Annotated in this window: 30 protein-coding genes and 1 tRNA gene; 13 read left to right on the top strand and 18 right to left on the bottom strand. The window is 28.8% G+C overall.

Annotated elements, in window-relative coordinates:
* Window positions 1-5: 5 nt before the first annotated feature.
* The 3 genes from ACTTAY_RS04380 to ACTTAY_RS04370 are packed head-to-tail and all read right to left on the bottom strand — an operon-like array spanning window position 6 to window position 1,961.
* Complete coding sequence (locus ACTTAY_RS04380) at window positions 6-134, bottom strand: DUF2256 domain-containing protein (RefSeq protein ID WP_440672519.1); 129 nt, start codon at window positions 132-134, stop codon at window positions 6-8.
* A 1-nt stretch (window position 135) separates the two neighbouring features.
* The gene (locus ACTTAY_RS04375; RefSeq protein ID WP_262589956.1) at window positions 136-465 is read right to left on the bottom strand and encodes a hypothetical protein; all 330 of its coding nucleotides are present in this window, start codon (window positions 463-465) and stop codon (window positions 136-138) included.
* Between the two features lie 5 nt (window positions 466-470).
* Entirely contained in the window at window positions 471-1,961 is a 1,491-nt protein-coding gene (locus ACTTAY_RS04370; protein ID WP_440672518.1) for a cryptochrome/photolyase family protein, read from the bottom strand.
* Window positions 1,962-1,988: 27 nt separating this feature from the next.
* Here ACTTAY_RS04370 and ACTTAY_RS04365 point away from each other — a divergent pair, with 27 nt between their 5' ends.
* Genes ACTTAY_RS04365 through ACTTAY_RS04355 form a run of 3 tightly spaced genes read left to right on the top strand, consistent with a single transcriptional unit; the run spans window position 1,989 to window position 4,753 of the window.
* Complete coding sequence (locus ACTTAY_RS04365; RefSeq protein ID WP_440672517.1) at window positions 1,989-2,699, top strand: SDR family NAD(P)-dependent oxidoreductase; 711 nt, start codon at window positions 1,989-1,991, stop codon at window positions 2,697-2,699.
* On the top strand, window positions 2,674-3,765 hold the full coding sequence (locus ACTTAY_RS04360; RefSeq protein ID WP_440672516.1) for a PQQ-dependent sugar dehydrogenase: 1,092 nt from the start codon (window positions 2,674-2,676) through the stop codon (window positions 3,763-3,765). Before ACTTAY_RS04365 ends, ACTTAY_RS04360 begins: the two co-directional genes overlap by 26 nt.
* A gap of 4 nt (window positions 3,766-3,769) precedes the next feature.
* Window positions 3,770-4,753, top strand: coding sequence for an MBL fold metallo-hydrolase (locus tag ACTTAY_RS04355; RefSeq protein WP_440672515.1), 984 nt, complete (start codon window positions 3,770-3,772; stop codon window positions 4,751-4,753).
* Here the strand turns inward: ACTTAY_RS04355 and ACTTAY_RS04350 are convergent, their stop codons facing one another.
* The 8 genes from ACTTAY_RS04350 to hemC form a co-directional block, all read right to left on the bottom strand.
* The gene (locus tag ACTTAY_RS04350; protein WP_440672514.1) at window positions 4,754-5,545 is read right to left on the bottom strand and encodes a TauD/TfdA dioxygenase family protein; all 792 of its coding nucleotides are present in this window, start codon (window positions 5,543-5,545) and stop codon (window positions 4,754-4,756) included.
* 8 nt (window positions 5,546-5,553) lie between these two features.
* Window positions 5,554-5,826, bottom strand: coding sequence for an SHOCT domain-containing protein (locus ACTTAY_RS04345; protein ID WP_440672513.1), 273 nt, complete (start codon window positions 5,824-5,826; stop codon window positions 5,554-5,556).
* Window positions 5,827-5,829: 3 nt separating this feature from the next.
* On the bottom strand, window positions 5,830-6,033 hold the full coding sequence (locus ACTTAY_RS04340; RefSeq protein WP_262589965.1) for a hypothetical protein: 204 nt from the start codon (window positions 6,031-6,033) through the stop codon (window positions 5,830-5,832).
* 79 nt (window positions 6,034-6,112) lie between these two features.
* On the bottom strand, window positions 6,113-6,958 hold the full coding sequence (folD, locus tag ACTTAY_RS04335; protein ID WP_440635371.1) for a bifunctional methylenetetrahydrofolate dehydrogenase/methenyltetrahydrofolate cyclohydrolase FolD: 846 nt from the start codon (window positions 6,956-6,958) through the stop codon (window positions 6,113-6,115).
* Window positions 6,959-6,966: 8 nt separating this feature from the next.
* Window positions 6,967-7,257, bottom strand: a complete 291-nt coding sequence (locus ACTTAY_RS04330; RefSeq protein WP_262589968.1) for a YggT family protein — start codon at window positions 7,255-7,257, stop codon at window positions 6,967-6,969.
* The gene (locus ACTTAY_RS04325) at window positions 7,254-8,339 is read right to left on the bottom strand and encodes a mechanosensitive ion channel family protein (RefSeq protein ID WP_262589969.1); all 1,086 of its coding nucleotides are present in this window, start codon (window positions 8,337-8,339) and stop codon (window positions 7,254-7,256) included. Before ACTTAY_RS04325 ends, ACTTAY_RS04330 begins: the two co-directional genes overlap by 4 nt.
* A 2-nt stretch (window positions 8,340-8,341) precedes the next feature.
* Window positions 8,342-9,040: a uroporphyrinogen-III synthase gene (locus tag ACTTAY_RS04320; RefSeq protein ID WP_440672512.1), complete on the bottom strand. Its 699-nt coding sequence runs from the start codon at window positions 9,038-9,040 to the stop codon at window positions 8,342-8,344.
* A gap of 1 nt (window position 9,041) precedes the next feature.
* Complete coding sequence (hemC, locus tag ACTTAY_RS04315) at window positions 9,042-9,959, bottom strand: hydroxymethylbilane synthase (protein ID WP_440672511.1); 918 nt, start codon at window positions 9,957-9,959, stop codon at window positions 9,042-9,044.
* A 55-nt stretch (window positions 9,960-10,014) separates the two neighbouring features.
* Between hemC and tsaD the strand changes: the two genes are divergently transcribed.
* Window positions 10,015-11,088 (top strand): tRNA (adenosine(37)-N6)-threonylcarbamoyltransferase complex transferase subunit TsaD, encoded by a 1,074-nt coding sequence (tsaD, locus tag ACTTAY_RS04310; protein ID WP_440672510.1) that lies wholly within the window; start codon window positions 10,015-10,017, stop codon window positions 11,086-11,088.
* A 5-nt stretch (window positions 11,089-11,093) separates the two neighbouring features.
* Here the strand turns inward: tsaD and ACTTAY_RS04305 are convergent, their stop codons facing one another.
* Window positions 11,094-11,636 (bottom strand): 2OG-Fe(II) oxygenase, encoded by a 543-nt coding sequence (locus ACTTAY_RS04305; protein ID WP_440672509.1) that lies wholly within the window; start codon window positions 11,634-11,636, stop codon window positions 11,094-11,096.
* Window positions 11,637-11,708: 72 nt separating this feature from the next.
* On the opposite strand from ACTTAY_RS04305, the gene ACTTAY_RS04300 reads away from it, so the two are divergent.
* Both ACTTAY_RS04300 and acs read left to right on the top strand, forming a co-directional pair.
* Window positions 11,709-12,122, top strand: coding sequence for an EVE domain-containing protein (locus tag ACTTAY_RS04300; protein WP_440672508.1), 414 nt, complete (start codon window positions 11,709-11,711; stop codon window positions 12,120-12,122).
* A 13-nt stretch (window positions 12,123-12,135) separates the two neighbouring features.
* Window positions 12,136-14,202 (top strand): acetate--CoA ligase, encoded by a 2,067-nt coding sequence (gene acs, locus ACTTAY_RS04295; RefSeq protein ID WP_440672507.1) that lies wholly within the window; start codon window positions 12,136-12,138, stop codon window positions 14,200-14,202.
* On the opposite strand, the gene ACTTAY_RS04290 is transcribed toward acs, so the two are convergent.
* Window positions 14,199-14,822 carry an esterase gene (locus tag ACTTAY_RS04290; protein WP_440672506.1) on the bottom strand — a complete coding sequence of 208 codons (624 nt, stop codon included), beginning with the start codon at window positions 14,820-14,822 and terminating at the stop codon, window positions 14,199-14,201. The genes acs and ACTTAY_RS04290 overlap by 4 nt on opposite strands.
* 121 nt (window positions 14,823-14,943) lie before the next feature.
* Here ACTTAY_RS04290 and ACTTAY_RS04285 point away from each other — a divergent pair, with 121 nt between their 5' ends.
* From ACTTAY_RS04285 to purH, 6 genes are all read left to right on the top strand, one after another.
* Window positions 14,944-15,204: a DUF4212 domain-containing protein gene (locus tag ACTTAY_RS04285; protein ID WP_440672505.1), complete on the top strand. Its 261-nt coding sequence runs from the start codon at window positions 14,944-14,946 to the stop codon at window positions 15,202-15,204.
* A complete protein-coding gene (locus ACTTAY_RS04280; RefSeq protein WP_440619142.1) occupies window positions 15,204-17,018 on the top strand; it encodes a sodium:solute symporter family protein in 1,815 nt (604 codons plus the stop codon). The genes ACTTAY_RS04285 and ACTTAY_RS04280 overlap by 1 nt, the downstream gene beginning before the upstream one ends.
* 69 nt (window positions 17,019-17,087) lie before the next feature.
* Window positions 17,088-17,444, top strand: a complete 357-nt coding sequence (locus ACTTAY_RS04275; RefSeq protein ID WP_440672504.1) for a hypothetical protein — start codon at window positions 17,088-17,090, stop codon at window positions 17,442-17,444.
* 28 nt (window positions 17,445-17,472) lie between these two features.
* The gene (rpe, locus tag ACTTAY_RS04270; protein WP_440672503.1) at window positions 17,473-18,132 is read left to right on the top strand and encodes a ribulose-phosphate 3-epimerase; all 660 of its coding nucleotides are present in this window, start codon (window positions 17,473-17,475) and stop codon (window positions 18,130-18,132) included.
* 4 nt (window positions 18,133-18,136) lie between these two features.
* The gene (locus ACTTAY_RS04265; RefSeq protein WP_440672502.1) at window positions 18,137-19,762 is read left to right on the top strand and encodes a heparinase II/III domain-containing protein; all 1,626 of its coding nucleotides are present in this window, start codon (window positions 18,137-18,139) and stop codon (window positions 19,760-19,762) included.
* The gene (gene purH, locus ACTTAY_RS04260) at window positions 19,762-21,297 is read left to right on the top strand and encodes a bifunctional phosphoribosylaminoimidazolecarboxamide formyltransferase/IMP cyclohydrolase (protein ID WP_440672501.1); all 1,536 of its coding nucleotides are present in this window, start codon (window positions 19,762-19,764) and stop codon (window positions 21,295-21,297) included. The genes ACTTAY_RS04265 and purH overlap by 1 nt, the downstream gene beginning before the upstream one ends.
* Here purH and ACTTAY_RS04255 read toward each other — a convergent pair.
* From ACTTAY_RS04255 to ACTTAY_RS04240, 4 genes are all read right to left on the bottom strand, one after another.
* Window positions 21,287-21,631: a 4a-hydroxytetrahydrobiopterin dehydratase gene (locus ACTTAY_RS04255; RefSeq protein WP_440672500.1), complete on the bottom strand. Its 345-nt coding sequence runs from the start codon at window positions 21,629-21,631 to the stop codon at window positions 21,287-21,289. The genes purH and ACTTAY_RS04255 overlap by 11 nt on opposite strands.
* 10 nt (window positions 21,632-21,641) lie before the next feature.
* Window positions 21,642-23,051, bottom strand: coding sequence for a tetratricopeptide repeat protein (locus ACTTAY_RS04250; protein ID WP_440672499.1), 1,410 nt, complete (start codon window positions 23,049-23,051; stop codon window positions 21,642-21,644).
* A 16-nt stretch (window positions 23,052-23,067) separates the two neighbouring features.
* Window positions 23,068-23,142 (bottom strand) — tRNA-Gly (locus tag ACTTAY_RS04245).
* Between the two features lie 58 nt (window positions 23,143-23,200).
* Window positions 23,201-24,058, bottom strand: coding sequence for a sulfotransferase domain-containing protein (locus ACTTAY_RS04240; RefSeq protein WP_440672498.1), 858 nt, complete (start codon window positions 24,056-24,058; stop codon window positions 23,201-23,203).
* A 48-nt stretch (window positions 24,059-24,106) separates the two neighbouring features.
* On the opposite strand from ACTTAY_RS04240, the gene ACTTAY_RS04235 reads away from it, so the two are divergent.
* Complete coding sequence (locus tag ACTTAY_RS04235; RefSeq protein ID WP_440672497.1) at window positions 24,107-24,745, top strand: LON peptidase substrate-binding domain-containing protein; 639 nt, start codon at window positions 24,107-24,109, stop codon at window positions 24,743-24,745.
* Here the strand turns inward: ACTTAY_RS04235 and ACTTAY_RS04230 are convergent.
* Window positions 24,746-25,472: FAD-dependent monooxygenase (locus ACTTAY_RS04230; RefSeq protein WP_440672496.1), on the bottom strand; the 727-nt coding region annotated here is incomplete at its 5' end.

Below are 25,472 nucleotides of genomic sequence, written 5' to 3'. Positions count from 1 at the left end.
TATGATTAACTTAGCTTAGAACACTTTTTGGAACAATATTTTACTCTATCCCAATTAAGTTTCCATTTTTTTCGCCACGTAAATGGTCTTTTACATACAAGACATATTTTTGAAGGTAAGTTTTGTTTTTTCAATTTAATATTCTTTAAAATTTTTATTCCAAAGATCTAAAGCTTCATCCCAATTTGGAATATGATCACTTTCATAACCATATGTAGAACCTGTTGCAATTGCTCTAAAATTTCTCATTGCTTTTGAGTGCTCAGTTCCATTTAAATATTTAACCATCAGCTTTCTATCTTTCCAAGCTGTTAAAGTATGCTGGTATCCGTTAAATGGCTTCGTTTCACAAAATATGTTTCCTTCAGCTTTTTGTGCTGCCCTAAAAGATGGGATTGCTAATAACCAAAATCTTAATTTTGAAAAAAAATTTTTTGGCTTTAAACCAGTAATGGCAATATACATAAAGTTTAGTTTGTATTTTGTTTAATAAATTTATCAGCCTCTGATAAAATCATTTTTTTTCTCTCATCTTTCATTTTATCAAAAATTCTAACCATCATTGATAGTCTTGGATTTTTTAAAAAGAATTTTCTGTTCCGATCTATGAATCTCCAATAAAGACCATCCATGGTATTACACCAATCACCTTTTTTAAAGTCCATCATTTTCATAAAATATGCAGATCCACAAATATAAGGTTTAGTGGCGAAAATCCCTCCATCACTAAACAATCCCATTCCATAAACATTGGGAACCATTACCCAATCTGATGAGTCTACAAACATCTCCATAAACCACTTGTAAACAATTGTGGGCTTTATCTCACAAAGGTTCATGATGTTGGATAAGATCATTAATCTTTCAATGTGATGTGACCAACCATGATTGACTGCATTTTTAATCGCATAATCTAATGGTGGAAGACCAGTAGTACCCTCATACCATGAACTTTTCATTTTTCTATTCTGTTTAAAAAAATTTCCTGTTTCCATTTCATGCGAGTAGGACTGGTAAATTCCACGCATAAATTCTCTCCATCCAATTACCTGACGCACATAACCCTCTAAGGAATTCATTCTAATTTTATTTTTTTTATGAAAATCTAAAATTTTTTGGATTACAAATTCAGGTGTTATTATGCCTAAATTTATATAAGGACTTAAAGCGCTATGAAAAAGAATATTATCTTTTTGATCAACAGCATCCTCATAATCACCAAATAGATTAGATTTTTCTTTTATAAAAAAGTTTAAAAGTTTAACTACATCGTCATATTCAGTAGCAAACCAAAAATTATCTGTACTCCCTGGATGGTTTTTAAATTCCTTCTCAATAATAGGCTTCAATTTTTTTGTGTGACTAGTTTCATTAATTTTTGGAAATTTAGGAATTGATGTATCTTTTGGTAATTTATTTCTGTTATCTTCATCAAAACTCCATTTACCTCCGATTGGATTACCATCTGACCCCATCAATATTCCAGATTTTTTTCTAACATCCTTATAGAAAGTTGCCATAAATGGTTTTTTTGATTTTGATAAATAATTTTTAAAATCTTCTCTAGAATTTAAAAACATTGGTGTTTGAATTACATGCCAATTAATTTTTTCTTTTTTTAAAAATTGTGAAATTTTTTTTTCAAAAAATTTATCCTCTACTTCGAAACTAGAAATCTCTTTTATTTTTTTTTGAGTAATAATTTTTTTTAACTTTTTTAAATAATCATCATGAAACTCTTTGTCTTCAATTTTGACATAGTCTAATTTAAATTTATTTTTCTTTAATTGATCAGCATAAGATCGCATTGATGATAAAAATAATAAAATTTTTTGTTTATGATGCTTTTCATAGGTGCATAAACCCTTGTCTTCGGCCATAAAAAATAGATGGTCTTTTTTGAAGCGGTCAATGTATTTTGTTGGAAATAATTGATTGCCAAGTATAAAAAATAACTTCATATTTAAATATAACTAATAAAAATTTTTATGTCAGAAAAATATCTTATTTTTGGTGCAACTGGCTCGATTGGATCTAGTTTAGCAGAACAATTAAAAAATTCAGGAAATGATATTCATTTAGTTGCAAGAAATGAAAGTGAACTTGCTCCAATTGTAGAAAAGCTTGGGTGCTCACATACTGTTGCGGATGTTTTGGAGGATGGATTTATAGAAAAAGTTAAATCAGATATTTCTGAAATCAAAGGATTGGCCTACTGTGTAGGATCCATAGACTTAAAGCCACTTAGAATGATTAATGAACAAGATTTTCAAAAATGTATGAAACTTAATCTTTATTCTGCTGTCGAGGCTATCAAGGGATATCAAGAAACTTTAAAAAAAAATAAAGGTTCAATTGTAATGTTTTCAACTGTTGCCGCACAAAGAGGTTTCACCAATCATGCAATTATAGCGTCAGCAAAGGCAGCTGTTGAAGGTCTGACTGTTTCTTTAGCTGCAGAATTTGCTCCAAACATAAGAGTAAATTGTGTGGCACCAAGCTTAACAAAATCTAAAATTGCTGAACCAATGTTAAAAAATGCTGCTTTAGCAGAAGGTATTGCAAAAGCTCATCCATTAAAAAGATTAGGGGAGGGAAAAGATTCAGCATCACTTGCTAAATTTTTACTTACAGAAGATAGTTCTTGGATCACTGGTCAAGTTATAGCTGTAGATGGTGGTAGATCTAAACTTTCATAAAGTGAAAAAATTTATTTTTATATTTTTTTTTATTTTAATTTCTACAACAGCAAATTCCAAAAATTATAATTTTGAAAAATTAGGATCTTTTAGTGAACCATGGGGTTCAAGTTTCATTAATAATGAAGAATTAATTGTTACAGAAAAAGGTGGCAAAATTAAAATAATTAACATTGTTTCAAAAAATATTTCTGAAGTTGAACATAATTTAAACTATTTTGTTCATGGTCAAGGTGGTCTTTTAGATATTATTCATAAAGATAAAAAATTATGGATTTCATATTCAGAAAATAGAGGAGACTGGAAAACCAGTACCTCAATTGCAAAAGCAGATTTAAATAAGAATTCTTTAAATTTTAAGAATATATTTCAAGCAAATCCACCAATTGAGTCTGGATATCATTTTGGATCGAGACTTGCTATCAAGGAAAATTACTTATTTGCTTCTGCAGGTGAAAGAGGCTTGAATATGATTGCTCAAGATCCAACTCAACATCCGGGCAGTATTATTAGAATTAATTTAGATGGAAGTATTCCAAAAGATAACCCTAAGTTTGAAGGTAAGCCAGATTGGCTTCCAGAGATATACCAGATAGGAGTTAGAAATCCTCAGGGTTTAACTTTTTCAGAATTTGATGGAAAAATTTATATGAGCAATCATGGAGCAAGAGGTGGTGATTGGTTTGGAGAGGCCAAAAAAGGAGAAAATTATGGTTGGAAAATTTTAGGATGGGGAGGAACAAATTACTCAGGTACTAAAATTGGTCCAAAATGGAAACCAGGATTTACAAAAGCCATTCGATATTGGGTTCCATCAATCGCTGCAAGTGCCATTAAAATTTATAAAGGTAAAGAGTTTAAAGAATGGAATGGTCATGCATTAATTACTTCCCTTAAAGATAAATCTTTAAGAAAATTAATATTTTCAAACACATCTGAAATCCAAGAGGAAATTATTTTTAAGGATAAAATTGGGAGAATTAGAGACATACAAGTTCACCCTATTGATGGGAAAATTTACTTTTTAGCTGGAGATGATTTGTGGCTAATGGAAAAAAATAATTAATGTAATGAAAGAGAAACCTTATCACCATTTATCAGATGGAACTTTTCGAAATCCTAAAGGTTCGCCTGTTGTGATATCTAGGTCGGGTAAATTTTCTTATAGAACTTTCAGTAAACTAAGAAAAAAAATTAGTCTTAATTTTCCAAATGAACATGTTGTCGAAAAAGAAAAAGTTAAATCTGATTTAGAAAAATACAAAGATGGTGATTACATTGCCTGGATTGGGCACGCTACTTATTTAATTAAATTAGGTAATACAACAATTATTACTGATCCTGTTTTTTCAAAAAATGCAGGTCCGTTAATATTTGGACCAAAAAGATTTACTAAACCTGCTTTAGATCTAAACGAAATTCCAAAAACAGATTTATTTTTATTAACTCACAATCATTATGATCATCAAGATATGTCAACTATCAGAAATTTTCCATACAAGGATGCAAAAGTGTTGGTTCCACTTAACCTTGGAAAATATTTTAAGAATTACAAAGATGTAAATGAAATGGATTGGTATGATCATAAAAATATTAATAGTGATTTAAAAGTAACCTTGCTACCGGCAGTTCATTGGTCAAAAAGGAGCCTAACAGACACAAACAAAACTTTGTGGGGAAATTTTTTAATTGAATATAAAAATAGGAAAATTTTATTTGCATGCGATACTGGTTATGGAAATATTTATAAAGAATTAGGGGAAAAATATGGTCCAATTGATCTTACTATGATCAACATTGGAGCCTATAATTTTAAACCAATGTTCGATAAAACTATTTATCACACAACTCCAGAAGAAGCTTTAAATGTAGCAAAAGATCTTAAAAGCAAAAAAGTATTAGGAATGCATTGGGGGACTTTTGTTTTATCTTTAGAGCCAATTATGGAACCACCAATTCGATTTAAAGATAATGCAGAAAATTATGGATTTAAAAGAGAAGATGCAATTACATTTAATATTGGTGAGGTAAAATCCTTAAACGAATTATTATAACTACAATATAGTTATTCTATGCATAATTCTATTGCCTTTAAAAGGGGTAGCTTGGTGGAGCATGGATCTATTGTCCCAAATAGCTAACTGATCTTTTTCCCATTCTAATGAGTATTGAAATTTTTTTTTAACTTGGTGCTTAAATAATTGTTTTTTAACTTTTTCAGAATTTTTTAAATTTGGAGAAAATCCTACAAGATGTCCGGGACTGCAATAAATCGTATTTTTAGAGTTTATTTTTTTTATAATTTTATGAATAGATTTTAATTCATCAATCTTTCTACCCTTCTCTTTTACTCTTTCTCTTGTAGTAACTGAAATTGGCCCTTCAGAAGAGTACCTTCCCTTCACTTTTAGTAATTTATTTTTTATTGATTTAGGCAAATAATCATAAGCTAAGTATTGAGAGGAAAATTCAGTATTTGCTCTACCCTTTTTAGGAACTAGTTTAGAATAAAGCATTGTAAATCTAGGTGGTTTTTTTGTGTAAATTGAGTCTGTGTGAAACTGTTCTCCAAAACTAGGTCCTTTATCTGTTGCTTTTCTTTGAACGACAGTAATTTGTTTATATTTCTTACTTAATCCTTTTAGTCTTGGATATTTTGCTAATTTACCAAAATGTTTAGCAAACGCTATATAATGTGAAGAATTTAGTTTTTGTCTTCTAAAAAAAATCATACCATAAAGTTCGAGTGCTTTAAAAAAAAATTTAAAATCTTTTTTAGAAATTTTTTTAACGTTACCAGTAATTTCTGCCCCAATATTTTTTTTATTGGGAATTATCTTAAACATGTCTAAATTTAATTATTCAGTAATTTACTTTTAGCTTTCTCAAACTCTTCTTGGGTAAGAGCTCCATTTTTGTACAACTCATTTAATTTAGAAATTTCAGAGCTTAAATCGTTACTATTTGAGAGTCTATTTACTGTTTCAGAGCCTGTTTCAGTTTCCTCAGGTTTACTGGGTCGATTATCAACTTTAGCCTTAAAACCCTTCATGATTGCAGAACCACCTAGGTAAAAAACAAATCCTAGAATTGGAACTGCTAAAGCAAAAAAAATAATTTTTTCCATTAATTAATCCTCATCCTCATCTCTCCAACCTTTTTCATACATCAAATATCCAGCTAAGATAACAGAAAAAACTCCAGCAATCATTCCAAAATCAAAACCAACTTGTTTGTTATATAAATACCAACCCAATTGAGTGGCTCCAATTGGAACTGCAGTTAATAAAATCATTATAATTGCAATCCTGTATTCGTATTTGGGTTTTTTCATCAAAACGAGCTTATCAAATACAACAGTAATTAAATCAGTTTAAATATCCTTGAGACAATTAAACTTATATAAAAAGTCTTTATTTTTGTGATCTTTTAAAACACTCAATTGTGTTTTTTAATAAACAAGCGATAGTCATTGGTCCCACACCGCCTGGAACTGGGGTTAAAGCTTTTGCATTTTTTGAAACATCTTCAAAATCAACATCTCCAACAATACCTTTATCAGTTTTATTGATACCAACATCAATTACTATTGCATCTTTTTTAACCCAATCTCCTTTTACAAGTTCGGGTATTCCAACTGCTGCAACAATTATATCAGCTTCTAAACATTCAGCTTTTAGATCTTTAGTTTTTGAATGGGTAATTGTTACAGTACAATTTTCTTTCAAGAGTAGTTGAGTCATTGGTTTTCCATTTAAATTTGATCTACCAACTACTACTGCTTTTTTTCCACTTAAATTTGGTTCAATTTTTTTAATTAACAAATAACAGCCTAGAGGCGTACAGGGAACTGAACTTTCATAACCTGATGAAAGATTACCAACATTCATTGGATGAAAACCATCTACATCTTTGGAAGGATCGATGGCCTCAATTACTTTTTGCTTATCTATATGTTTTGGTAACGGCAATTGAACTAAAATTCCTGATACTGTTTCATCTTTATTTAATTCTTCAATTTTTTCTAAAACAGTTTTTTCTTCAACACTATCTGGATATTTAATTACTTCCGATTTTAACCCTACTTCATTTGCTGATTTTTCTTTATTACGAACATAAATTTGGCTTGGAGTAAGATCTCCAATTAATATCACGGTTAAACCTGGGACTTTATTATATTTAGATTTAAGTCCTGATACTTCTTGTTTTAATTCTTCTCTTAATTCAGCTGCAGCTTTTTTTCCGTCAATTAAAATCATTTTACTTTCTAAAAAATTATTGGTGCAATGTAGAGCTTCATACACATTTCAATAAACCAAATCAATAGAAGAAGAATGATTGGTGAAATATCTAGTGATCCTAAATTGGGTAAAAAACGTCTAATTTTATTAAGTATTGGCTCAGTTAATTTATAAGTAAGCTCTAAAATTGAGTAAACAAATCTATTTTGAGTATTTAAAACATTAAATGCTATCAACCAGCTTATAACTACATTTGCTATTACAACATAAGAATACAATTTTAAAATCTGTAAAACTAAATAAAAAATTGCTATCATTTTTTCTCAACATAAATTGACTGACTTGGGAAAGCAAAAGAGGCCTTATTTTTTTCTACAATCTGCTTAATTTCAATTGCTAATCTCTCTTTAACTTCTAGTGAATTACTCCAACTATTTGAATTCGTAAAACATCTTACCAATAAATCTATTGAACTATCAGAAAACTTCTCAATTCTAACCGCAACCCCAGTTGATTGATTAAAGTCTTCACTGTTGTTTATATAACTTTCAATTTCCTCTCTTATTTTTTTTAATTGATCAATCGTAGAGTCGTACTGCAATGTAATTATCCATCTAATTCTCCAATTAGATGTTTCGCTAACATTAACTACAGCATTTTCTGCAAATTGAAAATTAGGAATAATCGCTAAAGATTTATCAAACTTTCTTATAGTTGTTGATCTAAAACCAATTTTTTCAACTGTACCTTCAATGATCCCATCAACTGCAATCCAATCTCCAATTTTAAATCTTTTTTCAACTAATACTAAAATTCCTGAAATTAAATTTTTAAATAAATCTTGTGCTCCAAGTGCAACAGCAACTCCGAACAAACCGAGACCAGCAATAATTGGTCCTATCTTAATACCCCATAATTCTAGTACTGCAGCTAATCCTAAAATAAATATTAAAATCTTAAGTGATTTAATTATCCAACCAATAAGTTCTCTAGTTAAAAGTTTATCTAGTCCACTTAAGATATATGAAATGGGTTCTATAATTTGGTGAATAACCCAAAAAATTAATATCGTAATTAAAGTTCTATTAATTGTATCAACTACTTCTCTACCCTCTGTTGAAAAAGTCATGTAGTAACTCGCAATAAAGAAACCTAATACAATTGGTAAAAATCTAGCCGGACCAATTAATGACTGAACAAAAGTGTCATCTAATTTGTTTGTTGTTCTTTTTGAGATAATTTCTAATTTTTTTATAATTAATTTACTAATTAACCCTCTAAAGACTAAAAAAAGTAAGAATATCCCTATCCCAATTAAAATTTGAAAAATATCAACACCAAGTATTCCTTTATTCCAAACAGATAAAAATATTTCAGAAAAATTATTTATTAATTCCATACCTAAATTTTATATAACAAAAACTCTTCTTCTCCAGGATTAAAAAGAAATATCTTTTTCCATTTGATTTCATTCAATATTGACGAGGTTTTTTCACCTATACACATTAAGTTTGTATTCATCCAAAGGTTTTCTGTTTGATAGATTTTTATAAAATTTAAGAAACTAGAGGCACTATTTTGAGAATAAACATAAACAATATCAGGTATATTCTGCTTTAATTCATTAACAAAATTTTCATCAAATTTTTCAGTATGATTTACTTTATAATTAATAATACGTTTAACTGCATACCCTTCTTTTAATAATTGTTGGTCTAAATCAGTTGTTATGATCTCACCACTTATATAAAGAAGTGGAGTTTCTTTTAATTCATAATTTTGAAAAATTAGTTCTTTAAGATTTGAAACATTTCCTTCTGCAGCAATTGTATTTTGAAATCCTAAACTTCTAGCTTTTTTTTCTGTAGCACTACCAACACAAAAACAAATTAATTTTTTATCTAAATCTTCTACATTTAAATTTTTTACAGCATTAGAACTTGTAAAAATTAAACCACCATAATCACCAGAGTTAATTTCTTCATGTTGAACTTTTTGAATATTTATTAATGGAAGGTGAGAAACTTTATGATCTAAAGATTGAAACTTAACTATCATTTCTGAACAATCTTCTATGGGTCTAGTTAACAAAATATGCATTTTACTTTTTATATGAATTATTTGATTTAATTTTTAAAGTGTTACCAACTTCTGTTCCAATTTCTTTAAACATATCAATACTACCAGATTTTTTTTCATAAAATATTTGAGAACCATCTAGTGAGAATAGTTCAGCTTCAACGGTAATTTTATCCCCTTCTATAATTGAATGAGCACCTATTGCAGTTTCACAGTCACCTTCCAATACCTTTAAAATGTTTCTCTCTATGTGAGCTCTCATATAAGTATCTTTATGATTTATTTTTTCCAAAACTTTTATAATTTCATCATCATCATCTCTACACTGTAAAGCAATAATACCTTGGCCTGCACTTGGAATAATTTGATCAGTCGAAAAAATTTCAGAGATTTCATTATCTAAATTTAAATATTTTATACCCGCATAAGATAAAACTATTGCATCATAAATGCCTTCTCTTAGCTTTTTGATTCTGGTATCTACATTTCCTCTTATTAATTTACAGTTTAAATCTGATCTTATTTTTTTAATTTGAAATTCCCTTCTATAAGATGAGGTTCCTACTGTTGCATTTTGTTTTAATTCCTTAATATTTTTGTTGTCATTTGTTATTAAAATTTCTCTTGGATCTGTCCTTTGTAAAAATGAATTAGTTCTAAGTCCTTCAGTTTCAATGGCTGGCATATCTTTTAATGCATGTACCGCTATATCAATTTTTTTTTCTTTCAGTTCTTTTTCAATCGTACTAGAAAATAAACCCTTACCACCAACCTCTGACAATCTTCGATCCTGAATTTGATCACCTTTTGTAGTTATTGTTTGAACGACAATCTGATCATCTTGTAATTCTAAAACTTCAATAATTTTATCTTTAGCTTTTTGCGCATAAAGCAAAGCCAATTTACTTCCTCTTGAGCCTATTATAATTTTTCTATTCATTAAAAATTTATTTCTTACTTGTATTGAGATTGTACAATTATTAAAAACTATTTGAATGAGTAAAAAACCCTTAATTCTTGGAATAGAGACTAGCTGTGATGAAACTGCAGCATCTATAATAACTGAAAATGACAAAGGAATTCCAACAGTTTTATCCAATATTGTTTCTAGTCAGGTTGATGTTCACAAAGAATTTGGGGGAGTAGTTCCCGAACTAGCCGCAAGATCACATATAGAAAAAATAGACTGGATTGTTGAGAAAGCAATCTCAGATAGTGGAAAAAAAATTGAAGAAATTGATGCTGTTGCTTCAACTGCTGGGCCAGGTTTAATTGTTTGTTTGTCGGTTGGTTTAAGTTTTGGAAAAGCTTTTGCAAGCGCAATCAATAAACCTTTTATAGCAGTTAACCATCTCGAGGGCCATGCATTAAGTCCTAAGTTAAATTCCCATTTAAATTATCCCTATCTATTATTATTAATTTCAGGAGGTCACTCACAATATTTAAGTGTTCAAGGTCTTGGAAAATATAAAAGGTTAGGAACAACTATTGATGACGCATTAGGTGAAGCATTTGATAAAACAGCTAAACTTTTAGGAATTGAATTTCCTGGTGGACCACAAATCGAAGTTTTAGCAAAAAAAGGGAATCCTGAAAAATATGATTTACCTAAACCAATTTTTAATAAAGGTGGATGCAATTTATCTTTTGCAGGATTAAAAACTGCAATTTTAAAAATTTCAAAAACTATAAAAACAGATCAAGAAAAATTTGACTTAGCAGCTTCTTTTCAAAAGACAGTTGAAGAAATTCTTTATAAGAAAACTAAGATAGCATTTGAAGAATTTGAAAAAGAAAATGAATTAAAAGAAAAAGTTTTTGTAGTAGCTGGCGGAGTTGCTGCTAATAAAAAAATTAGATCTATGTTAATTAATTTATGTGAAGCTAATAACTACAAAAGTATATTTCCACCAATAGAACTTTGTGGGGATAATGCTGCAATGATCGCAATGGTAGGTCTGGAAAAATATAAATTGAATGAATTTAATAATTTAGATTATCCAGCAAAACCAAGATGGCCTTTAGACGAGAAAGCTGCATTTTTAAAAGGTGCAGGTGTAAAAATTTAAAATTTTTACCTAAATTTTGGCCCAGACAACCAAATTGCTAAAGTATGTCTTCTACCTGATATTATCTTATTAACTTTATGATTTATAAATGAGGGAAATATAATTGCGCTCCCAGGTTGATTAAATTCATTGCAAATTATTTCATTAGCTCTGAACAAAGATAATTCGCCACCCTCATAATTCTCATCAGATAAATTTAATAAGGCTGTTAATTTAATATCTCTAACTGGATCGCCTGGAACTGCATCTATATGCCAAGTATATTCTTGACCAGTATCATAAATGTTATAATTGAGTTTTTTAAGATCAGTTAGTGGATGAAGATCAAAACCAAAAAAATTATTGTTTGCTGTAAAACAAAAGTCTACAAATTTAGCTAAATATTTTTGAAGCTTTCCGTAATATACAAATTTAACCTCGGAAGTTTTGTTTGATTTTGATGCAAAATTATCTTTTCCTGGTACAAAATTAGACCTAATAATGCTATTTATTTCTTTAATCTGATCTTGATTGTATATATTCATCGATGAATAATTTGCTGCTCTCATAAACTAAAATATTAACTGCCCAACAATTGTTTAAAAAGTTAAAATATAACTTATTATATTATAAATTAAATAATGAATTATTGGCTAATAAAATCTGAACCAAACGTTTGGTCAATTGATCAACAAATTAAGGCTGGAAAAAAAGGAGCACCTTGGGATGGTGTTAGAAATTATCAAGCAGCAAACAATCTAAAAAGTATGAAGAAGGGAGACCTATGTTTTTTTTATCACTCTAATATTGGTAAAGAAGTGGTTGGAATAGTAAAAGTAATTAAAGAACACTATTTAGATAAAACTGATAAGACTGGAAGATTTGTTGCAGTAACAGTCCAATTTAAAAGCAAATTCTCTAAAACAGTGACCCTTGAAAATATCAAAAAAAATAAGAATTTAAGGGATTTAGCGCTCATTAAACAAAGTAGACTTTCAGTAATGCCAATTGATGATAAAAGCTGGAAAATTATAAATAACATGAGTAAAATTTAAAAAAAAATAATCCATGCCAAAAAAAAAGAAAAAAGCTAAATCTAAAAAAAAAACTAAAGTAAGAAAGAAAACTGCAGTTAAGAAAAAAACTAAAGTTAAAAGAAAAAAATCAAAAAAAATTTTAAAACAAAGTGAAAATCCTGCTCCTGAATTAATTATAAAAACTAAACCTGAGTGGATCAAAAGTAGTTTGGCCAACAAAAGTAAATACGAGCAAAAATATTCTCAATCTATAAAAAATAACGATGAATTTTGGAAAAAAGAAGGAAAAAGAATTACTTGGATTAAACCTTATAAAAAAATTAAAGATGTTAAATACAGTTCTAAAGAAGTAAAAATTAAATGGTTTGAAGATGGAACACTAAATGCATCTGCAAACTGTATCGATAGACATCTAAAAGATAAAAAAGATAAAACAGCAATAATATGGGTTGGTGATGATCCAAAAGATAGTCAAAAAATTACCTATAAACAACTTCATCAAAAAGTTTCTAAAGCTGCAAATGGTTTAAAAAAATTAGGTATTAAAAAGGGAGATCGGGTTACAATTTATCTTACAATGATACCAGAGCTTGCTATTTTAATGTTAGCGTGTGTTAGAATTGGTGCAGTCCACTCAATTATTTTTGGAGGTTTTTCAGCAGACTCGATTTCTGGAAGAGTGAATGACTGTGAGTCTGAATATATAATTACAGCAGATGAAGGTGTTAGAGGTGGAAAAACTATTCCATTAAAAGAAACAACTGATGAAGCATTAGAGAGCTGTCCTAATGTAAAAAAATGTATCGTTGTTAAACGTACAGGAAATTCAATTAGTTGGAATTATGATAGAGATGTTTGGTATCATGATTTAATTAAAGATGTTCCTTCTCAGTGTGAGCCAGAGGAAATGAACGCAGAAGATCCTTTATTTATTTTATACACATCAGGTTCAACTGGAAAACCAAAGGGAGTTTTACATACAACAGGTGGATACATGGTGTATGCATCAATGACTCATCAATATATTTTTAATTACAAACCAAAAGATATTTATTGGTGTACTGCTGATATTGGTTGGGTAACAGGTCACAGTTATATTATCTATGGTCCTCTTTCGAACGGTGCAACAACTATAATGTTTGAGGGAATACCAAACTATCCTGATAGTTCTAGATGGTGGCAAATAGTAGATAAATACAAAGTAAATACTTTTTATACTGCACCCACTGCAATCAGAGCTCTAATGAGAGAAGGTGATAAGCCTGTAAAAAAAACATCTAGAAAATCTTTAAAGTTACTTGGAACTGTTGGTGAACCAATAAATCCAGAAGCTTGGATGTGGTATTACAAAACAGTAGGAAATTCTAAGTGCCCAATTGTAGATACATGGTGGCAGACAGAAACAGGAGGGATATTAATTGCCCCTCAAACAGGTGCTATTCCTTTAAAACCTGGCTCTGCTACAAAACCATTTTATGGAATTAAGCCTATGTTGGTTGATAAATCAGGCAAAGAGATAAAAGGACCTGGAGAAGGAAGACTTTGTATAGCGCAATCATGGCCTGGACAAATGAGAACAGTATATGGGGATCATCAAAGATTTATTGATACTTATTTTTCTCAGTTTGAGGGCAAATATTTTACGGGTGACGGATGTCGAAGAGACAAGGATGGATATTATTGGATTACAGGTCGGGTAGATGATGTAATTATTGTATCAGGACACAACTTGGGTACTGCTGAAATTGAAAGTGCATTTGTAGCTCATCCAAAGGTAGCAGAAGCGGCAGTTGTAGGTTACCCACATGATATTAAAGGTAATGGACTATATTGTTATGTAACATTAAATGCTGGTGAAAGAGAAACTGGTGAACTCGAAAGAGATCTAAAGCTATGGGTTAGAAAACAAATTGGTCCACTTGCTACACCTGACTTAATTCATTTTACTCCGGGACTTCCAAAAACAAGGTCTGGAAAAATAATGAGAAGAATTTTAAGAAAAATTGCTGCCAATGAACATGGTCAATTGGGAGATACAACTACATTAGCCGATCCTAGTGTTGTAGATAGTTTAGTTGAAAACAGAAAAAATATTTAAAACTGTATTCTGTCTTTAAATTCTTTTTTAATAACATCCCATTTTAAAATAACAGAATTTAAAACTATTTTTCGATCAAGAGTTTTTAATTCATCTGCTATTGGTGCCCATTTATACATTGCCAAAGCACTTGGATTGAAAGGACGATCATTGTGATACTTCTCCCAATTAATTTTAATTAGTCTTTCATCAAATTCTTTTTTCGCGTCTTCAATAATATTTAAGGGCATGTTATTTGTTGTCTCATCATCTAAAATTTTTAAAAAAATTTCTTTAGCTTTGTCTAGTTCATTAAAACTAGAATGAACTTTTAAATATGAAAAAGCAAAGAAAGTTAAATCTTGAAGAGCAACAGAATAAATGTTCCATTTGGCTTCATTTACAGATTTCATAAATTCATCATTATCAAAATGAAGAACATATCTTGTCCCCATTCTAGTTTTTAAATAACTATAAAGTGTAACTTGAGATACCCATGCAGATTTTGTTTGAATAAACTCCTCTAACTCATCTAAAGTTTTAATTTTTGTTTTAGGAATAAAAGCTTTAAACAAGGAAAAAAAATAAACTTTGAAATCACTTAAAGATAAATCTTTCCAACTTAATTTTTTTTTACTCATAAAAAGTTAATTTTATTGAAAATAAATGAAAAAATTAACCTAATACGGCTAATTTTACACTTTTATTCTCTTTCATAATGGTTATGGTTTTATCAGTTATAACTAAAAAAGAGAGGTATACATGGCGAAAAGCGCTCAACACTGGGAAAAGACCAGAGGTTTGCTATTTGTTACATTAGCAATCTGGGCTGTATTCTCAATGGGTATATTCCTTTTTGGAGCTGAAATGAACTCGGTTACTGGACCTTTTGGGTATCCATTAACTTATTGGTTCACATGTCAAGGTTCTCTTGCAATATTTGTAATCCTTATTTTCTGGTTTGCAGGTAGACAAGAAAAAATTGATGAAGAGTTCGGCTTCAGTGAAAAAGGAGACGACTAATGATTAAGGGTAATTTTATAGATAACTTGCCTAAAGTTTATGGAATCTACACAGGTGGATTTATAGGTTTCATAATCTTAATGGCGATTGGTGAGCAGATGGGTATGTCTGCAAAAGCAATAGGTATTTGCTTTGTAGGTTTTACCATTTTCATCTACGCAGCAATTGGTTGGCTATCTCGAACAGCCCAAGCAAGTAACTATTACGTAGCTGGAAGAACGGTTCCAACTGTGTTCAACGGAATGGCAACAGCAGCCGACTGGATGTCAGGTGCTTCATTCGTTGCGATGGCAGGTGGTATTTACTTCAAAGGTTATGGATATATGGCTTTGCTTGTAGGTTGGACAGGTGGTTATGTGTTAGTTGCAACTTTATTAGCACCATACTTAAGAAAATTTGGTTGTTACACAGTTCCAGATTTCGTGGGTACTAGATACGGTGGTAATACTGCAAGATTGATGGCAGTTATCGTTTTAACTGTTGCATCATTCACATATGTGACTGCACAAATTAACGCTACAGGTACTATTGCAGCTGTTGCTTTAGATATCCCATTCCAATACGCAGTATATGTTGGACTAGTAAGTATTTTACTATGTTCAATGCTTGGTGGTATGAGAGGGGTAACTTGGACACAGGTTGCGCAATACATTGTACTAATTATAGCTTACCTACTTCCTGTATTCTGGATCAGTAATAATATTGGTGCGGGTTTCTTCCCACACTTCATGTTAGCTGATGAAGTTGCTAGAATTGGTGAGTTAGAACAACAGTATGGTTTTGTTAAAAACTCTGCTGCTGATTTAGCTACAGTACCTAAAGGGTTAGCTGGTATTACTAAAGCTCACTCTGAAGTAAATGCAACACCTTGGGCTTTCATCTCATTAGCATTAGCAATGATGATGGGAACAGCTTCATTACCACACGTAATGATGAGGTTCTTTACTACTCCAAGTGTAAAAGCAGCTAGAAAATCAGTAGGTTGGTCAGTGTTCTTTATCTTCCTACTATATTCTTCTGCACCAATGTTAGCGACACTATCTAAGCTTGCTTTGATTGATCCAAACTTACCGACAGGTATTATTGGTAAATCAATTGCAGAAGTTCAAGCAATCGATTGGTATCAAAACTGGAACCAAGCAAATCTGATGTTTGTAAGCGACTTTAACGGAAATGGAACTGTTGAATTAAACGAGTTCTTCATGGGTGGTAAAGCCGTTGTATTAGCAACACCAGAAATTGCTGGATTACCATATGTAATCTCAGGTCTAGTTGCTGCTGGAGGTTTGGCAGCTGCGATGTCAACTGCAGATGGTTTGATTCTTGCAATTGCAAATGCAATCTCGCATGACGTTTACTACAAAATGGTAGACCCTAAAGCTGAGACTGCTAAGAGACTAGTTGTTGCAAGGGTATTACTTGTAGTAATTGGTTTTGCAGGAGCAACTATTGCAGCAATGGAGATCCAAGGTATCTTAGGTTCAGTAATCTGGGCTTTTGACTTTGCGATGTCTGGATTGTTCTGGCCACTTGTACTTGGTGTATGGTGGAAGAGAGCTAATAAAGAAGGTGCTATAGCTGGTATGGTCTTAGGATTAGTTTCTGGTTTCGCGTATCTAGTTTGGGTACGAAGTGGAGGAAGCGGATTCTTAGGAATTACTCAGTTAACATTTGGTATCTTCGGATCTACTGTTAGCTTAGTAGCTATGGTTGTTGTAAGTTTAATGACTTCAGCACCAAGCGCTGCAACACAAAAAATGGTTGATGATTCTAGGGTACCTGCGGGTGCATCTGTAATCGGTGGCCAAAAATAAATAATCTTTTTAAGGGGCGATTAATTTCGCCCCTTTTTTTTCTTTTTAAGATCAAATATAAATTCTTTAATGTCTGCTAACTTTCATCCTTTAGTTTATATAATTGACTATATCCTTGGAATTATAATGTGGACTTTAGTTGGGAGAGTAGCAATGAATATCTTTCAAAGAGAAGATTCAAATTTTTTCTTTATGAAAGCTTTTGTAAAATTTACTAATCCCTTATTAAGAATTTTTAAACTTGTCACACCATCATTTATTATACAACCATTAGTGCCACTTTACGTAGCTTGGTTCTTTTTCATGATTAGATTTTATTTGATGCCTTGGATCTTGGGATATTCAGTTATGGGGATGTTGTCTTTTCCTCTTGAAAGTGAAATTTCTAGACAGATTTATCAATTTTTTAATTCAATTAAATTTTAAAAATTGATACTAGTAAATCTAGATATCAATGAAAAATATACAAATATCACCTTCAATTTTATCAGCTGATTTTAGCCAATTAGGCAATGAAATAAAAAGACTTGAGGAAGGTGGGGCTGACATGATTCATGTAGATGTTATGGATGGACACTTTGTTCCAAACTTAACAATCGGCCCTCCAGTGATTAAAGCCCTCAGAAAACATTGTTCGTTAAAATTTGATGTTCATTTAATGATTTCTCCAGTACATAAATACATAGAAGCTTATGCAGATGCGGGTGCAGATATAATTACTGTGCATCCAGAAGCAACTGATAATTTAGAAGATTCAATAAATAAAATAAAAGATCTAAAAAAAAAGGTAGGAGTTTCTCTCAATCCTGAAACAAGTATAGATTTAGTTAAAAATCTATTAAATAAAATTGATTTAGTTTTAATAATGAGTGTAAATCCTGGGTTTGGTGGACAAAAATTCATGCCAGAAGTCTTAGAAAAAATTAAACAATTAAAAAAAATTAGAGAAATAGAAAAACTTAACTTTGATATTGAAATAGACGGTGGGATAAATTTCGACAATTGCAAAATAGCAATTGAAGCTGGTGCTAATATTCTTGTATCTGGTACAACAGTTTTTAACAGCAATGATGGAGATATTAAAAAAAATATTAATTTATTAAAAAGAAAATAAGTTAATGCAATCTCAAAATTCCTTAAATCTTTCTAGTGGAATATTTTTTAAATTAAAATCTTTATTTAAAAAATTATATAAAAATTCAAATTTTTATGAAAAGCGAATTTCAAAAACCTTTAATAACAATTTTGAATATAAACCAAGTCCTCATCTTTTATCTTCAATTATAACGTATCAGAAAAAAAAATATAAAATTGAAGATTTTGCAACTGAGACCATATGGCAAAAAAATATTTCCTCAAAGGACTTTAAAAAACTTAACAATTTTTTTTGGTTTTTCAGTTTAGATTTAAAATCGTCAAAAGAAACTACGCAAACAATTATTCTCAATTGGATTAATAAGAATGAAAAATTTGATGAGAATATCTGGGAATTCAATATTACAGCAAAAAGAATTATTGCTTGGCTTTCCAATCATCAGTTAACTTATGAAGATAGTAATGAAGAATATAGATTATTTTTTAATCATATGGTTCAGAAACAAACTAACCATTTGATAAACGAAATCAAAAATTTAAATGAAACAGAAGAAAAACTGATTGGCTGTGCTGCAATAATTTTAACAGGTTTAGCATATAAAGATGAGAAAAATTATTTAGACAAGGGTTTAAATATATTAAAAAATTTAATTAAACACTCTCTTGATAAACAAGGTTTTCCCAAATCAAGAAATATTAAAAATTTAGTTTTTTATCTTAAATATCTCATCATTATTAGAGAGTGGTTTAAAGAATCACAAAATCTAATTCCAGAATATATTGATGAAACTATATATTATTTAGGATCCAGTTATGCTTTTATATGGCAAAACATAAAACAAGATATTTTTTTTAACGGAAATTATTTATCTAATCATCATGAATTTGATCAATATTTAAAAAGATTTGGATATACTTTTAAAAATCAAATCAATGAGTTAGCTGGATATATAATATTAAAAAATAAAAAGTTTATTCTAGCAGCTGACATTGGTTCAAATCCTGAAAAAATATATACCAAAGATTACCAAGCAGGCGCCTTATCTTTTGAAATTTTTTCTAATGATAAAAAATTAATTTCAAATTCTGGATATTATCCAGATACGAAAAATAGATTTAATAAATTTTCCAAAAGTACTGCTTTACAAAGTACACTTTCAATTGAAGATTATTCTTCATGTGATTTTATTAAAGCTGGTAATAATTTTTTTACACAAAAAGATTTAAAAATTGGGAATAAAAATGTAGTTTTTGAGAAAAACTATTGGAAAATTTCAGCAAGTCATAATGGTTACTTCAAAAAGTTTAAATTAGATCATCATAGAGAAATAGAATTCTATCCGGAACAATTTAAATTTATTGGTCATGACAAAATAGTAAGAAAAAATCCTGATAAGCAAATTAAATTTGATATTAGGTTTCACCTTCATCCTGATTCTAAAGTTATGAAAACACAAAATAATAAGTTTATATTAATACAATTAGAAGATGAGGGTTGGCAATTTAGTTGTGATAACTATGATATAAATATTGATAATGGTTTATTTTTCGGTAATAAAAATTCATATCAAGAAAACCAAAATATATTTATTTCAGACCTGAATAATGAAAGTGAACAAATAATTAGATGGGAAATAAGTAAAATATAATGAAAAAAATAAAAACAGCTCTTATTTCTGTATCAGATAAAAATAATTTAAAACCTATTTTAGATATTTTAAAAAAATATCACATCAAAATTATTAGTTCTGGTGGAACATATAAAGAAATTAAAAAATTAAAATTTAATTGTTTAGAAGTATCTGACTTTACAGATTCCCCTGAAATTTTAGAAGGAAGAGTTAAAACCTTGCATCCAAAAATACATGCAGGTATCCTTAATAAAAGAAATAATAAAACACATTTAAATGACTTAAAAAAAAATAATTTTGAAAATATTGATCTAGTAATTGTTAACTTTTATCCCTTTGAAAAAACTTTAGAAACTACGAATAATCACAAAAAAATAATTGAAAATATAGATGTGGGTGGTCCCACAATGGTTAGGTCTGCTGCTAAAAATTATAATGACGTAACGGTCATTACTTCTGCAGATCAATATCAAGAATTAATAGATGAGATGAATAGAAATAATGGAGCTACATCATTAAACTTTAGAGAAAAACTATCAAGAACAGCTTTTACTGAAACTGCTTACTATGACTCTGTGATTTCAAATTATTTTAATAAAAAAGCAAATATACATTTACCAGATAAAAAAGTTTTTTCTGCAAATTTAATTGAAAAACTTAGATATGGAGAAAATCCACATCAATACAGTGGATACTATTCAAAAAATTTAAAAACTAATTTAAAACAAATTCAAGGAAAGCAACTAAGTTATAATAATTTTAACGACATATTTGCTGCCTTAACTATTTCAAAATCATTACCAAAAAATAAAGGTACTGTAATTGTAAAACATGCAAACCCTTGTGGTGTTTCAATAAATTCAAATCCTCTAGATAGTTATAAAGCTGCATTAGCATGTGATCCCATAAGTGCTTTTGGGGGAATTGTCTCTTGTAATTTTAAAATAAAGAAAAATCTTGCGGTAGAGCTTAATAAACTTTTTTTAGAAGTAATTATTGCTAATGGTTTTGATAGTGAGGCTCTAAAAATACTTAAAACTAAAAAAAATTTACGTTTAATTGATGCAACAAATTATTCACTTAGTGAAATTACGAAATTCGCCTCATCAAATGAAGCAATATTAGTTCAATCTGAAGACTTAAAAATATTCAAAAATAAAGATTTTAAAGTTGTGTCTAAAAGAAAACCAAACCCCAAACTGCTTAAAAATTTATTTTTTGCATTTAATGTTTGTAGATATGTCAAATCGAATGCAATTGTTCTTGCAAAAGATGAGTCAATTGTTGGTATTGGATCAGGTCAACCTAGTAGATTAGATAGCTGTGAGATAGCAATTAATAAAATGAAAAAATTTAATTTATTTGGAAATAATTTAGTTGCAGCATCAGATGCTTTCTTTCCATTTGTAGATGGAATTGAAAAATTAGTTCAATCAGGAGTTCAGGCTGTAATTCAGCCCTCAGGATCCATTAGAGACAAAGAAATAATTAAATTTGCAAACGAAACAGATACTATTCTAGTCTTTTCTAAGACAAGACATTTCAGACATTAATAGCTTTATCTATCTTAGCAGCTAAAATAAAATCATTTTCTGAAAGACCTTTGATAGCATGAGTGGTGATTTTAATTTCTGCATAACCCCAGCCAAAACTTATATCTGGATGATGACCCTCTTCTTCAGAAATTTTACCAACATCAATAACAAAATTTTGACTTTTTATAAAATTTTCAAATTTAAATTTTTTAAATAAGAAAAATATTTTATTTTCATCTTTTGCTATATCCCAACCATCAACCTTTTTTTGATATTTATGAATTTCTGATATATCAAATGGAATCAACCCACCTTCGCATGGCAAACATTTTTTATTTTCAAGGTCACTCATTTTTAAAATACTAACACGAAAATTGTTTTTTTCGAAATTCAATTTGATTAGATAATTTTTCAAAAATATAATTTGAGTAAATAAATTCTTCACTTACTTTTTTATATGACCGATCATCTATCATTTTTGCATAATTTAGCCAATTATTAATAACTAAAAAATCAGATAATGATAATCCACTTAGTGTAGATAAAGTTTTTTTGTTAATTTTTTTATTTTTATCAAAATTTTTTTCTAAAAGTTCCCATTCTGGATCATACTGCATATAATCATTATTTTTTGTATCAAGTTCTTTGAAATTAGGAAAGGTATCATAAAACTCTGAACATCCTCTTTTAATACTTAATTTAAATGACATAGTCTTATGCAATATAGGTTTAATATAATTTGAAATATCCTCTGCTTCTTTAAGAGACGTACAATAAATAAAACCTTTATACAGACCATTAATATTCTGTCTAAACTCAAGCATACATTTTCTCCAATTATTTTTTAAAAATCTGAAATCATCAAATACAAAATATAACTTAACTAAATCAAGAACACAATTTGGTTCAATTTGTATTTTAAAACAACCAAAACAGAACTTTGATATAATTTTTTTTTTATTGTAAAGCTCATGATGCCTTTCACAGTTTAAATTATAGGAGTTTCGTCTAAAAGTTTGAGTTTCAGTAAAATTAATCTCTTCAATATATTTTTTGTGTTTATTAAAATTTTGATTAAATTTCCCAAAATTTTTTGTTAAGTCATTACTTTTTAAATTTTGCTTTAAATCTAAATTTTTATACTTTTTTTTTATATCATTATGCAGAGTTACTATTGGATTAGTGCTTTCAAAATTACAACTTGTTAAAGCTAACACTAAATTTTCTTTAGCACTTTTAAAGTTTGAATCAAATTTTAATGCATTGATAAAACAATTTATCGCTTCTTCATAATTTCCTAAACTTGAAAATACTATGCCAAGATTATTATGTGCGTCTACAAATCTGGGGTTTAGTCTAATTTCTTCTTTAAAATGTTTTTCGGCATTTTTTTGATCACCAATATCTTTATAAATAAGTCCTAGATTATAATTAGTATTTAGTTGATTTGAATTAATCTTAATTACATTTTTAAAAGACTTGATTGAATTTTCGTAATCACCTATTTTTTTAAAAATAAATCCTAGACTATATTGAGCTGAAATAATCTTTGGATTCGTTTCAACAACATCTTGAAAAATTTTTCTTGCGTTTAAATAATCATTCTCTGCCAATAAAACTAAGCCCAAGTTATTTTTAGCATCTAGAAAATTTGGATTAATGTTTAGAATTTTTTCATAAAGATTTTTAGCTTTTATAAATTTTTTATTTTTGTGATTATCGAGTGCTAAATTAAATAATTCTCTAAGAGCATTATTATTTTGATTAATCATTATTTTTAAATAAAAATGGAGCGGGCAAAGGGGGTCGAACCCTCGACCTTCTCGTTGGCAACGAGACGCTCTACCACTGAGCTATGCCCGCTTATTTAAAAAACATTATAGTTAGCGGTTTTTATAAATGCAAGCAATAAGAAAATTTACTATTTATAATTTAATTCTTTTAAATAACTATCAAAAGCTTTTTCAGTTTTTTCTTTAATATCTTTATCTAATATTTTTTTCCAATTATTATCTGGTCCAAGATTAAAAAAAGTAATTTTCCTATCTCTTTCATCTTTCTTGGGCACAGCTTCTGAAAAACCGTTTTTAATCTCATTTTTTTTAAGAACTTCGAAAGATGTCGAACGTAAAGTTTTTTTTATTTTGTCCTTGTCTAAACTTGAACTGTCATTAGTAATTTCTTGTATAAATTTTAAAACATCAGAAAAAATTACATATGTGTAATTTAATAAATCTTCATATTTTATTATTTTTATTGGAATTTTTTTTTGAATTTTCCAAGATTTATAATTTGTGCTCCAGGAACTTATAAATTGGAAATCACTGTATCCCTCTTTTTCAAATTCTAATACATTATAAATAAAATTTTTTTCATCAGTAATCCAATTAAAAGCTTGGTCATTATTTAATTGATAATGATTTCTTAGAGATGTAATTACATTTCTTGGATCCCTAACAACATAAATGCAACCAACTGAATTTTGAGAATTTGTGAAATCAAAATTATTTACCTTGCCAAAAACATTGTGAGTTTTAAAAAATTTAATATCTATTTTAGAGTTTATTTTTTCTTGCGCTTTAATCCAATATTTACAGGTATCTCCAGGTATGCTTTTATTATGATTAAAATCTCTAAAGTAGTTACTGGTTGGAAATTGATCAATATTTTTTAATAACCTATCATTAAAAATACCGTCTTTAGAAAAATAATAGGTACTAATTAAAGCTCTTAACCAAGTGTTTCCACTTTTAGGGTATGAAGCAATCCAGATAATCATAAAATTAATAATATAGAACTATAATATAATTTTTGTTAATAGTTATATATGAAAAATCTTCCTGCTGAACTACCTGTATTTCCATTAAGTAATTTTATAATATTTCCAAAAACAAGTGTCCCTCTAAATATTTTTGAGCCAAGATATATAGATATGGTTAACGACAGCATGAAATCAAACAAACTAATTGGAATGATTCAACCAAAAAAATCAAGTGATCAACATGGTGTTCCAGAACTATACCAAGTGGGGTGTGTAGGAAAAATTACTTCATTTAGAGAAACCGAGGATGGTCGATATTTAATTGAATTGAAAGGTATCTCAAGATTTAAAAATATTAAAGAAATACAATCAGAAAAAAAATACAGAATTCTAAAAGTTAACTATGATAATTTTGCAAGAGATCTAGATGAAAGAATAGAAGAATTAAAGTTTTCTGATCTAGAGCTCATATTTAAAGATCTAAAATCACTATTTGAAAAGAAAGGCTTTATAATAAATTGGAAAGCTTTAGAAAAACAAAGCTTGGATGAAACAATAAATGCGCTTGCTATGGCGTCTCCCTTCACACTGGAAGAAAAACAGATTTTACTAGAAGCTAAAAACTTGGATCTCAGAAAAGATAAAATTGCTGAAATTTTAAAAACATATACATTTGATGTTTATGAGAATAACACAGTTCAATAACTAAAAAATCAATCCATTATCTGCAAATTTTATAAACATTTTATTTAGAGATTGATTTTTCCCAAGTAATTGAAGTGATTGGCTTAAAACTTTATTGTTAGTTTTATTTTCAAAGCTAAAAAACTCATGAATTAAATCAATTCCATTAGAAAAGATTATATTCTTTGATTTTGTATTTTTTTCAAATTGTTTACAAACAGAAATATCTAAATTGAGACCCAAATCTCTTTTATGTTTAATGATATTAATTAATTGTTCAATATCTCTAATTGTCATATTAAAACCTTGGCCAGCCAATGGATGAATCCTGTGTATTAGGTCACCAAATGCAAGTATATTTTTATAGAAATAATTTCTTAGATTTGTAGAAATTAGATTAAATGATTTAAATTCTTCTATTTGTTTGATGTCATAAAAATCATTATAAATATTTAGGAAATTTAATAAAGTTTTTTGATCTATTTTTTTCTCCTCGTTAATCGAATAAACTATAGAAGTTTTCTTATTTGAAATTGGTAAAAAGGCTATAGGACCCTTTTTAGTAAAAATCTGTCTAGCAAAAGTATTTGGAACTTTTTTATGTTTAATAACGCTTGTGTAAGCAAGACTATTATAATTTTTTTTTATTTTATTATAAAAAAACTTTTTTGTTAAAGAATTTGAATTATCTGTGTTAATAATCAACTCATAATTATCTTTCAATTTTTGGTCTATTCTTTTTTGAAAT

The sequence above is a fragment of the Candidatus Pelagibacter sp. HIMB1715 genome, assembly GCF_052047595.1.
GTDB lineage: Bacteria > Pseudomonadota > Alphaproteobacteria > Pelagibacterales > Pelagibacteraceae > Pelagibacter.
The sequence above is the reverse complement of the archived record's forward strand: the minus strand, read 5'-3'. Positions and strand labels throughout refer to the sequence as shown.

Bases quoted from the DNA above. Each gene is read 5' to 3' on its own strand.
- ACTTAY_RS04375 (WP_262589956.1), bottom strand. From the start codon at position 465: ATGTATATTGCCATTACTGGTTTAAAGCCAAAAAATTTTTTTTCAAAA.
- ACTTAY_RS04370 (WP_440672518.1), bottom strand. From the start codon at position 1,961: ATGAAGTTATTTTTTATACTTGGCAATCAATTATTTCCAACAAAATAC.
- ACTTAY_RS04365 (WP_440672517.1), top strand. From the start codon at position 1,989: ATGTCAGAAAAATATCTTATTTTTGGTGCAACTGGCTCGATTGGATCT.
- ACTTAY_RS04360 (WP_440672516.1), top strand. From the start codon at position 2,674: ATGGTGGTAGATCTAAACTTTCATAAAGTGAAAAAATTTATTTTTATA.
- ACTTAY_RS04355 (WP_440672515.1), top strand. From the start codon at position 3,770: ATGAAAGAGAAACCTTATCACCATTTATCAGATGGAACTTTTCGAAAT.
- ACTTAY_RS04350 (WP_440672514.1), bottom strand. From the start codon at position 5,545: ATGTTTAAGATAATTCCCAATAAAAAAAATATTGGGGCAGAAATTACT.
- ACTTAY_RS04345 (WP_440672513.1), bottom strand. From the start codon at position 5,826: ATGGAAAAAATTATTTTTTTTGCTTTAGCAGTTCCAATTCTAGGATTT.
- ACTTAY_RS04340 (WP_262589965.1), bottom strand. From the start codon at position 6,033: ATGAAAAAACCCAAATACGAATACAGGATTGCAATTATAATGATTTTA.
- folD (WP_440635371.1), bottom strand. From the start codon at position 6,958: ATGATTTTAATTGACGGAAAAAAAGCTGCAGCTGAATTAAGAGAAGAA.
- ACTTAY_RS04330 (WP_262589968.1), bottom strand. From the start codon at position 7,257: ATGATAGCAATTTTTTATTTAGTTTTACAGATTTTAAAATTGTATTCT.
- ACTTAY_RS04325 (WP_262589969.1), bottom strand. From the start codon at position 8,339: ATGGAATTAATAAATAATTTTTCTGAAATATTTTTATCTGTTTGGAAT.
- ACTTAY_RS04320 (WP_440672512.1), bottom strand. From the start codon at position 9,040: ATGCATATTTTGTTAACTAGACCCATAGAAGATTGTTCAGAAATGATA.
- hemC (WP_440672511.1), bottom strand. From the start codon at position 9,959: ATGAATAGAAAAATTATAATAGGCTCAAGAGGAAGTAAATTGGCTTTG.
- tsaD (WP_440672510.1), top strand. From the start codon at position 10,015: ATGAGTAAAAAACCCTTAATTCTTGGAATAGAGACTAGCTGTGATGAA.
- ACTTAY_RS04305 (WP_440672509.1), bottom strand. From the start codon at position 11,636: ATGAGAGCAGCAAATTATTCATCGATGAATATATACAATCAAGATCAG.
- ACTTAY_RS04300 (WP_440672508.1), top strand. From the start codon at position 11,709: ATGAATTATTGGCTAATAAAATCTGAACCAAACGTTTGGTCAATTGAT.
- acs (WP_440672507.1), top strand. From the start codon at position 12,136: ATGCCAAAAAAAAAGAAAAAAGCTAAATCTAAAAAAAAAACTAAAGTA.
- ACTTAY_RS04290 (WP_440672506.1), bottom strand. From the start codon at position 14,822: ATGAGTAAAAAAAAATTAAGTTGGAAAGATTTATCTTTAAGTGATTTC.
- ACTTAY_RS04285 (WP_440672505.1), top strand. From the start codon at position 14,944: ATGGCGAAAAGCGCTCAACACTGGGAAAAGACCAGAGGTTTGCTATTT.
- ACTTAY_RS04280 (WP_440619142.1), top strand. From the start codon at position 15,204: ATGATTAAGGGTAATTTTATAGATAACTTGCCTAAAGTTTATGGAATC.
- ACTTAY_RS04275 (WP_440672504.1), top strand. From the start codon at position 17,088: ATGTCTGCTAACTTTCATCCTTTAGTTTATATAATTGACTATATCCTT.
- rpe (WP_440672503.1), top strand. From the start codon at position 17,473: ATGAAAAATATACAAATATCACCTTCAATTTTATCAGCTGATTTTAGC.
- ACTTAY_RS04265 (WP_440672502.1), top strand. From the start codon at position 18,137: ATGCAATCTCAAAATTCCTTAAATCTTTCTAGTGGAATATTTTTTAAA.
- purH (WP_440672501.1), top strand. From the start codon at position 19,762: ATGAAAAAAATAAAAACAGCTCTTATTTCTGTATCAGATAAAAATAAT.
- ACTTAY_RS04255 (WP_440672500.1), bottom strand. From the start codon at position 21,631: ATGAGTGACCTTGAAAATAAAAAATGTTTGCCATGCGAAGGTGGGTTG.
- ACTTAY_RS04250 (WP_440672499.1), bottom strand. From the start codon at position 23,051: ATGATTAATCAAAATAATAATGCTCTTAGAGAATTATTTAATTTAGCA.
- ACTTAY_RS04240 (WP_440672498.1), bottom strand. From the start codon at position 24,058: ATGATTATCTGGATTGCTTCATACCCTAAAAGTGGAAACACTTGGTTA.
- ACTTAY_RS04235 (WP_440672497.1), top strand. From the start codon at position 24,107: ATGAAAAATCTTCCTGCTGAACTACCTGTATTTCCATTAAGTAATTTT.